The 8,011-nt window shown below is 71.6% G+C and carries 10 protein-coding genes; 4 read left to right on the plus strand and 6 right to left on the minus strand.

Going from position 1 to position 8,011, the window contains the following annotated elements; genetic code table 11:
- On the minus strand, window positions 1–832 hold an 832-nt coding region (locus N798_RS14995; protein WP_035949975.1), incomplete at its 3' end, for a YhgE/Pip domain-containing protein.
- Between the two features lie 82 nt (window positions 833–914).
- Between N798_RS14995 and N798_RS15000 the strand changes: the two genes are divergently transcribed.
- Window positions 915–1,505 carry a TetR/AcrR family transcriptional regulator gene (locus tag N798_RS15000; RefSeq protein WP_052117414.1) on the plus strand — a complete coding sequence of 197 codons (591 nt, stop codon included), beginning with the start codon at window positions 915–917 and terminating at the stop codon, window positions 1,503–1,505.
- Here the strand turns inward: N798_RS15000 and N798_RS15005 are convergent.
- Window positions 1,502–1,975 carry a DinB/UmuC family translesion DNA polymerase gene (locus N798_RS15005; RefSeq protein ID WP_229708474.1) on the minus strand — a complete coding sequence of 158 codons (474 nt, stop codon included), beginning with the start codon at window positions 1,973–1,975 and terminating at the stop codon, window positions 1,502–1,504. The genes N798_RS15000 and N798_RS15005 overlap by 4 nt on opposite strands.
- Before the next feature lie 56 nt (window positions 1,976–2,031).
- On the opposite strand from N798_RS15005, the gene N798_RS15010 reads away from it, so the two are divergent.
- Window positions 2,032–4,104 (plus strand): NAD(+) synthase, encoded by a 2,073-nt coding sequence (locus tag N798_RS15010; protein WP_035949978.1) that lies wholly within the window; start codon window positions 2,032–2,034, stop codon window positions 4,102–4,104.
- Window positions 4,105–4,170: 66 nt separating this feature from the next.
- On the opposite strand, the gene N798_RS18490 is transcribed toward N798_RS15010, so the two are convergent.
- Window positions 4,171–4,368, minus strand: a complete 198-nt coding sequence (locus N798_RS18490; protein WP_188450409.1) for a hypothetical protein — start codon at window positions 4,366–4,368, stop codon at window positions 4,171–4,173.
- On the opposite strand from N798_RS18490, the gene N798_RS15020 reads away from it, so the two are divergent.
- Window positions 4,367–5,596: an endonuclease gene (locus N798_RS15020; RefSeq protein WP_052117416.1), complete on the plus strand. Its 1,230-nt coding sequence runs from the start codon at window positions 4,367–4,369 to the stop codon at window positions 5,594–5,596. The two genes, N798_RS18490 and N798_RS15020, sit on opposite strands and share 2 nt — an antisense overlap.
- Before the next feature lie 77 nt (window positions 5,597–5,673).
- Here N798_RS15020 and N798_RS15025 read toward each other — a convergent pair whose 3' ends face one another.
- Window positions 5,674–6,150, minus strand: coding sequence for a GNAT family N-acetyltransferase (locus N798_RS15025; protein ID WP_035949983.1), 477 nt, complete (start codon window positions 6,148–6,150; stop codon window positions 5,674–5,676).
- 62 nt (window positions 6,151–6,212) lie between these two features.
- Here N798_RS15025 and N798_RS15030 point away from each other — a divergent pair, with 62 nt between their 5' ends.
- Window positions 6,213–6,566: a DUF952 domain-containing protein gene (locus N798_RS15030; RefSeq protein ID WP_052117417.1), complete on the plus strand. Its 354-nt coding sequence runs from the start codon at window positions 6,213–6,215 to the stop codon at window positions 6,564–6,566.
- A gap of 23 nt (window positions 6,567–6,589) precedes the next feature.
- On the opposite strand, the gene N798_RS15035 is transcribed toward N798_RS15030, so the two are convergent.
- Window positions 6,590–7,570, minus strand: a complete 981-nt coding sequence (locus N798_RS15035) for a permease prefix domain 1-containing protein (protein WP_035949985.1) — start codon at window positions 7,568–7,570, stop codon at window positions 6,590–6,592.
- A complete protein-coding gene (locus N798_RS15040) occupies window positions 7,567–7,905 on the minus strand; it encodes a PadR family transcriptional regulator (protein WP_035949987.1) in 339 nt (112 codons plus the stop codon). Before N798_RS15040 ends, N798_RS15035 begins: the two co-directional genes overlap by 4 nt.
- Window positions 7,906–8,011 lie beyond the last annotated feature (106 nt).

Consider the following 8,011-nt stretch of genomic DNA (forward strand, 5'->3'; position numbering starts at 1 on the left):
CCGCCCGCCGTCCTGCGGCAGCGACCTCGGCGTTGCCGTCGGCCACCTCGCGGGCCCCCTCGGCCAGCCGCTTCGTCTGGGCGGGAAGGGCGTCGGTGCGCCGGTCGAGGGTGGCGAGCCCGTCGGAGAGCTCGGTCGCACCCGCGGACAGCCGGGCCGTCCCGGTGACGAGGTCCTCCTCGCCGGAGACGAGCCGCCCGCTCCCGCTGCTCAGCTGCGAGGCGCCCGAGTGGGCGTCGTGGGCCCCGGTCGCGAGCCGGCCGGCGCCGTCGGAGGCGTCGACGAGCTGGGCGTGGATCGTGGAGAGCCCGCCCAGCATCTCGCTGGCGGCGGTGCGGCTCACCTGCGAGGCGACCGAGTCCTGCACCTGCTCGACGACGCGGTCGGCGATGGTGCCGGCAAGGTAGTTCGTCGCGTCGTTGGTGTCGATCTCGAGCATCGCCCGCCGCGGCGTGAAGTCGGCGCTCGAGGCGAGGTCCGCTGAGAACGTCTCGGGGATGAGGAGGACGAAGGCGTAGTCGCCCTCGCGCAGGCCGGCCGCGGCCCGGTCGGCGTCGACCTCGTGCCAGTCGAGGTCGTGCGCGTCGAGCAGGGTGCTCGCCACCTCGTCACCGACCTGCAGCGCCGAGCCGTCGGCGAGGGTCGTGCCCCGGTCCTCGACGACGACGGCCGCGGGCAGCCCGTCGAGGTCGGCGTAGGGGTCCTTGTTGGCATAGAGGTAGAGCCCGGCATAGAGCGACGGGACGACGACCATCGCGACGAGGGCGACCCTGGCGAACCTCGTGCCGGTGAGCCGGCGGAGCTCGGCGAGGGCGACGGACAGGGCGGTCATGGGGGTCTCCAGCGAGTGCAGGACGGGGCCTGGTGGCGAGTGGTACTTCTGCGTACCACCATTGGTACGCTACGGTACCACCATGACCGAGACCGCCGCCAACCGTCTGCTCGACGCCCTCGGCACCGCACTCGTCGAGCAGGGACTGGCCCGCACCACGGTCGCCGACGTCGCCCGGATCGCCGGCACGAGCAAACGCACGTTCTACGAGCACTTCGCCACCAAGGACGAGGCCTTCCTCGCGCTCTACGGCACCCGCGCGACCCGGCTCGTCGACGCGATCTCCGCGGTCGTCACCGACCCCGCGGCTCCGATCGAGGACCAGGTGCGCGGCGGCGTCGCGGCCTACCTGCGCTTCCTCGCCGACAACCCCGAGCTCGCGCGCGCTCACATCCTCGAGTCGCACGCCCTCGGGGAGCTCGGGCTGCGAGCCCGTCGCGCGCTCATGGACGGACACGCGGCCTACCTGCGCGAGCTCGTCGACCGCGCCCGCGAGCACCACCCCGACCTGCGTGCCCTTGGCGAGGCGGAGTCGGTCGCCATCGTCGCCGGGCTCACCGAGCTCACCCTCCGGGCCGTCCTTGACGACACCCCGCTCGACGACCGGGAGCAGCTCGAGGCGGCGGTCGGCTTCGTCACCGCCTTCGTCGCCTCCAGCCGGCCGGCACGCTAGCCGGCGTCCGCGGCCGGGCTCGGCAGCGCGAACGTGACCCCCACCATCGCGACGCCGCGCCCGTCCTCCTCGTATGCCGTCCGCCCCAGTGCTGCGAGCGCCGCGCCGACGAGGACGGTCGGGTCGCGAGTCGGCTCGGCGAGCGCGCCGGCCTGGACGAGCGCGTGCTGGTCGTCGTAGCGGAGGTGGACGTCGAGCCGGGTCGGCGAGCGCGGGTCGTCCCCGAGCCGGCCGAGGGCCCGCAGCACGTTGTCGCGCAGGGACTGCTCGACGACGGACCGCCGCCGGGTGGCGCGGCCGAGCGACCGGGTCGACGAGATCGACCTGCGCGGTCCGGGCAGCCTGATGGTCGCGTCGTCGACACCGTCGCGGATCGCGACGAGGTTCCTCACCGGCCGGTCGCGCAGGTGCGGCGCGTCGCGCTGCTCGACCGAGACGAAGAACGCGTCGGCATCGGCGTGGATCAGCACGCCGCCCAGGCTGCCACCGACCCCCGACACCCCGGCCCACCTGACAGACTCGGCGCATGGACTTCAGCAACGCCTACGCGCACGGGTTCGCTCGCGTCGCCGCCTGCACCCTGCCCGTCGTCATGGCCGACCCGGCGCGCAACGCGCAGGCGACGATCGAGCAGGTCGAGGCGCTGCACGACGACGGCGTCGCGGTCGCGCTCTTCCCTGAGCTGGGCCTGTCCGGCTACGCCATCGACGACCTCCACATGCAGGACGTCCTCCTCGACGAGGTCGACCGCGCCATCGTCACGATCGCCGAGGCCACCGCCCGACTGCGACCGGTCGTCGTCGTCGGTGCCCCGCTGCTCATCGGCAACCGGCTGCTCAACTGCGCCGTCGTCATCCAGGGCGGCGAGGTCCTCGGCGTGACCCCGAAGTCCTACCTGCCCAACTACCGCGAGTTCTACGAGAAGCGCTGGTTCGCGGCCGGCGACGACGCCGTCGAGACCCTCGTCAACCGGCCGCACTGGCCCGGCGCCGACGAGGACGGCGACATCGCCTACGGCACCGACCTCCTCTTCGAGGTCACCGACGTGCCCGGGCTCACCGTTCACGTCGAGATCTGCGAGGACGTCTGGGTCCCGATCCCGCCGAGCCACCGCGCCGCGCTCGCTGGGGCCACCGTGCTGCTCAACCTCAGCGCCTCCCCCATCACCGTCGGCCGCGCCGACGACCGACACCTCCTCGCCCGCTCGGCCTCGATGCGGTGCAACGCGGCCTACCTCTATGCCGCCGCGAGCGAGGGCGAGTCGTCCACCGACCTGTCGTGGGACGGCATGACGATGGTCTACGAGATGGGCGACCTCCTCGGCGAGACCGAGCGGTTCCCGAGCGGGCCGCGCGCCACCGTCGTCGACGTCGACCTCGACCGGATCCGGCAGGAGCGCATCCGCCAGGGCAGCTTCGACGACAACCGCCGGGTCGAGGGCATCGGCGTCCCGGACGGCGAGTCGTTCAGGGTCGTCGCCCGCGAGATCGACCCGCCGACCGGCGACCTCGGCCTGCGCCGCAAGGTCGACCGCTTCCCGTTCGTCCCCGACGACGAGGCCCGGCTCGCGCAGGACTGCTACGAGGCCTACAACATCCAGGTCTCGGGCCTGGAGCAGCGGCTGCGAGCCATCGGCCAGCCGAAGATCGTCATCGGGGTCTCGGGTGGCCTCGACTCCACCCACGCGCTCATCGTCGCGGCCAAGGCGATGGACCGTCTCGGCCGGCCACGCACCGACATCATCGGGTTCACGATGCCGGGCTTCGCGACGAGCAGGGGCACCAAGGACAACGCGATCCACCTCATGGAAAGTCTCGGCATCACCTTCGAGACGCTCGACATCCGTCCGGCGGCGACCCAGATGCTCAAGGACCTCGGGCACCCCGCGGGCGAGGGCGAGGAGGTCTACGACGTCACCTTCGAGAACGTCCAGGCCGGCCTGCGCACCGACTACCTCTTCCGCGCGGCCAACCAGCGCGGCGGCATCGTCCTCGGCACCGGCGACCTCTCCGAGCTCGCGCTCGGCTGGTGCACCTACGGCGTCGGCGACCAGATGAGCCACTACGGCGTCAACACCGGCGTGCCCAAGACGCTCATGCAACACCTCATTCGCTGGGTCGTGTCGTCGCAGCAGTTCGAGGGCGAGGTCAACGACACCCTCACCGAGATCCTCGACCAGGAGATCAGCCCCGAGCTCGTCCCCACCAAGGAGGGCGAGAGGATCCAGTCGACCGAGGACTCGGTCGGGCCCTACGCCCTCCAGGACTTCACGCTCTTCCACGTCCTGCGTCGCGGCTACCGTCCGAGCAAGATCGCCTTCCTCGCCGAGCACGCGTGGTCCGACGCGGCGACCGGCGACTGGCCGGCGGGCTACCCGGAGGGTGAGCGGCCGGCATACGACCTCGCAACGATCCGGCACTGGCTCGAGGTCTTCGTCAAGCGCTACTTCAGCAGCCAGTTCAAGCGCAGCGCCCTGCCCAACGGACCCAAGGTCGTCGCCGGCGGCACGATGTCGCCCCGCGGCGACTGGCGTATGCCGTCAGACGTCTCGTCGGCGGCGTGGCTCGCCGAGATCGAGCGCAACGTCCCCACCGCGTGAGCGCCTCGAGTGGAGGATCGCCGGGACGTGGGTCCCGACGATCCTCCACTCGGAGGGCCGGTGGTGCTACTTCACCTCGTTGCGACGGACGAGGAACAGCCCCACGACGAGCGGGATGACGAGCCAGAAGAGACCCGTGACTCCCGGCTGTGCCCAGCGGACTCGGGGTCCCGCCCCGAGCAGGCCTCCTTTGCCGAACGCTTGCCGAACCCGGACCCGGGCTTTGCCCCACGGCCCGTATGCCGGCCGCAGGCTGTCCGTCATGCTCGCCACCGCGCCCCGTCCCCCGCTCCGCCAGGCCCGCCACGTGCGCCACGTGCGCCACGTGCGCCACGTGCGCGTCTCGGCCGTCGTCGTCGTCCTGCTGGCCCTCGTGGCCGCCGTCGCGCTCTCGGCGGCCACGGCCCTGCGTGCCACGGCGGCGACCCCGCTCACCGTCTCGCAGGCGATCGCCACACAGAGCGGCTCGTCGCAGACCGTGCGCGGCTACGTCGTCGGCGAGCCCGTGGCGACGAGCACCGTCAACCGCAGCGGCTTCACCGGCGACTACGCCATCGCGCTCGCGGACTCGGCGAGCCAGACCGACACCTCGAAGATGCTCTACGTCCAGCTGACGACGCAGTGGCGCAGCGCGTGGGGGCTGAAGACCAACCCGGGCCTCATGGGCAAGCAGATCGACGTCACCGGCCCGCTCAGCGCCTACTTCTCGCACGCCGGGCTCAAGTCGCCGACGGCGATCACGGCCGTCGGCAGCACGCCGACACCCACGCCGACCGCCACGCCGACCCCGACGCCCACGTCGAGCACCGACACCTACTACGCCGCGGCGATCGGCAAGTCCGGCACGGCCCTGCGCAGCGCGCTGCACGGCATCATCCGCCAGCAGACCGTCCTCACCTACGACCAGGTCTGGGAGGCCCTCAAGGACACCGACCAGGACCCCAACAACTCGAGCAACGTCATCGAGATCTACTCGGGCCGCTCGATCGCCAAGTCCAACAACGGCGGTGGTGTCGACCAGTGGAACCGCGAGCACGTCTGGGCCAAGAGCCACGGCGACTTCGGCACGGCCAACGGCCCCGGCACCGACGTCCACCACCTGCGCCCCGAGGACGTCACGGTGAACTCCGACCGCGGCAACCTCGACTTCGACAACGGCGGCTCGGCGGTCAACCAGTGCTCCGACTGCTGGCGCGACGCGGACTCGTTCGAGCCGCGCGACGCCGTCAAGGGCGACGTGGCCCGGATGATCCTCTACATGGCGGTCCGCTACGAGGGCGGCGACGGCTGGCCCAACCTCGAGCCCAACGAGTCGGTCGGCAACGGCACCGCCCCCTACATCGGCAGGCTGTCGGTGCTCAAGGCGTGGAGCGCGGGCGACCCGCCGGACACGTTCGAGAAGCGCCGCAACGACCGCATCCACGTGCAGTGGCAGGGCAACCGCAACCCCTTCATCGACCACCCGGAGTGGGTCGGCTCGATCTGGCCCTGACCCTTCCCGCGTCGCCCCACGGACCGAGGTGTGCCGACCGACCCCGGGGTTGGGCGGCCGGCATACCTCGTCGTTCGTCAGGCGCCGAGTGCGGCGAGCTCGTCGCCGTCCATCCGGAAGACCGTCCACTCGTCCTGAGGGACGGCGCCGAGGCTGCGGTAGAAGCCGATCGACGGCTCGTTCCAGTCCAGGACCCACCACTCCAGCCGGCGGTAGCCGCGCTCGACGCAGGTGCGCGCCAGGGTGGCGAGCAGCGCGCGGCCGATCCCGCTGCCGCGGTGCTCGGGCTCGACGAAGAGGTCCTCGAGCCAGATCCCGTTGACGCCGGTCCACGTCGAGAAGGTGAGGTACCAGACGGCCATGCCGACGACCTCTCCGTCGACCTCGGCGACGTACGCGAAGGTCGTCGGGCTGCCGGACTCGGGGAACAGGGCCGCGGTGAAGTGCTCCTCGGTCGCCTCGACGGCGTCGGGCTCCTTCTCGTAGGTCGCGAGGGCGTGGACCAGCCGCAGGATCGCCGGGACGTCTTCGGGGGTGGCCTCGCGGATCGTCATGCCCGCGAGCGTAGGCGTCGGCGTAGGTTGGCAGGCATGACGACCACCGAGGGAGACAGGACGTGAGCGTCGTCGACGACGGCCGCATCCACCACGTGACCACGCCGGATACGTGGGCTCGCGCCGTGGCCGACGGGACGTTCACCGAGTCGACGCTCGACCGCTCGCTCGAGGACGAGGGCTTCGTCCACTGCTGCGACGCGGCCCAGCTCGACTTCGTGCTGACGACGTTCTATGCCGCGGTGCCGCACGACCTGCTCCTGCTGACGATCGACCCCGAGCTGCTCGAGTCGCGGCTCGTGCGCGAGGTCGGCAACCCCGAGACGGGTGAGACGTTCCCGCACGTCTACGGGCCGATCAACCCCTCGGCCGTCGTCGCGACACGCGTGCTGCACCCACCACACGGGCGACACTGAGAGCCGACGGCGACGGGAGCGGCTCAGGCGACCCGCGTCCCCTTCGCGGAGCGGCGGGCCTTGAGCACGGACTCGACCGCGTCCCAGGCGGCGATGGCGACGATGACCACGGCGACGGCCGCTGACGAGACCGACCAGTCGGTCGACCACCCGAACGTCTCGCCGAGCACCTGCGGGAGGTCGGTGAGGAGCTCGTCGCGGGCGAGGAGCCAGAGCATGAGGATTGCCGCACCCGCGTTGGTGACGACGTTGACCGCGGCAGACGTCGGAGTCCAGCGACCGACGTGCCACACGATGAGAGCCAGGGCCGCGTCGACGAGGAACGAGCCGACGAGCAGGACCTTCCAGACGGGGTGGATGTCGGGGTTGAGCACCTGGATGCCGTTGCCGCCCACACCGCCGAGCTGCCACGCGACGAGCGCGGCGAGGGCGACGGCGAACCCGACCTCGAAGATCGTCTCGCCGAGCCGGACGGTGCGCCACGGCACGTCAGCGGTGAGCTGGTCCGGCGTCCACGCGCTGAGCGGCCGGTCTCGCTCCGCCTCCGGGCGGGTCCACTCGATGACGGCGAAGGTCAGCGTGACCCAGAACGCGAGGTGCACGGCGGTCGTGAGGACGAGGAGGAACGCGTCGAGTGCGATCGCGCCCCAGCCCTCGTCGGTCGTCATGGCCTTCGCCGCGAAGTTCGCCACGAGGACGAGCGGCAGCACGATCGCGGGCAGGATCCGCATGAGCCGCACGTAGTCGGGATAGACGCCGGGACCGATGAGGTATGCCGGCCTCCCGCCGTACTGCCGCGCGAGGACGTCGGGGTCGCCGAGCTCGGCGACGGCCTCCTTCTCGGCCTCGGTCGGGTCGGCGCCGGCCTCGACCCGGGCGTCGACGGCGTCGGCGATCGTGGCGCGCAGCTCGCGGGCGACGTCGGGGCCGACGTCCGCCGGCAGGTGCCGGGTGACCGTCCACACGTAGCGGTCGGTGAGCGTGGTGCTGGTCCTGGGCGTCATCGTTGCGTCCCTCCGTCGAGTGCGCCGATCGCGGTGTCGAGCGATCGCCATTCGGTCCTGAGCCGGTCGAGGACGGCGGCGCCGTCCTCGCTCACGAGGTAGAACTTGCGGGGCCGCGCCTCGTCGGTGTTCCACTCGCTCGTGAGCAGTCCCTGCTTCTCGAGGCGCCGCAGGAGCGGGTAGAGCGTGTTGCCGTCCACGGCGAACCCGGCGTCTGCGAGCGTCTCGAGCAGGGCGTAGCCGTAGTGCGGCCGGGCGAGGGTCGTGAGGCAGGCGAGCACGACCGTCCCCCTGCGCAGCTCCTGCAGGTGTCCGGCGATGACGTCCTCGTCCATACGTCACACCATAGTGTGTGTCGCACACTATCGTCAATGGCACATGCTCTCGTGCTCGCACCTGAGTGAGCCCCCTTGCGTCCGCAACTGTGGTGGCCAGGGCGTC

Origin of the sequence: Knoellia flava TL1 (genome assembly GCF_000768675.1) — a bacterium.
Lineage (GTDB): Bacteria > Actinomycetota > Actinomycetes > Actinomycetales > Dermatophilaceae > Knoellia > Knoellia flava.

Coding starts and splice junctions, on each gene's coding strand:
- N798_RS15000 (WP_052117414.1), top strand. CDS start 915: ATGACCGAGACCGCCGCCAACCGTCTGCTCGACGCCCTCGGCACCGCA.
- N798_RS15010 (WP_035949978.1), top strand. CDS start 2,032: ATGGACTTCAGCAACGCCTACGCGCACGGGTTCGCTCGCGTCGCCGCC.
- N798_RS15020 (WP_052117416.1), top strand. CDS start 4,367: ATGCTCGCCACCGCGCCCCGTCCCCCGCTCCGCCAGGCCCGCCACGTG.
- N798_RS18490 (WP_188450409.1), bottom strand. CDS start 4,368: ATGACGGACAGCCTGCGGCCGGCATACGGGCCGTGGGGCAAAGCCCGG.
- N798_RS15025 (WP_035949983.1), bottom strand. CDS start 6,150: ATGACGATCCGCGAGGCCACCCCCGAAGACGTCCCGGCGATCCTGCGG.
- N798_RS15035 (WP_035949985.1), bottom strand. CDS start 7,570: ATGACGCCCAGGACCAGCACCACGCTCACCGACCGCTACGTGTGGACG.
- N798_RS15040 (WP_035949987.1), bottom strand. CDS start 7,905: ATGGACGAGGACGTCATCGCCGGACACCTGCAGGAGCTGCGCAGGGGG.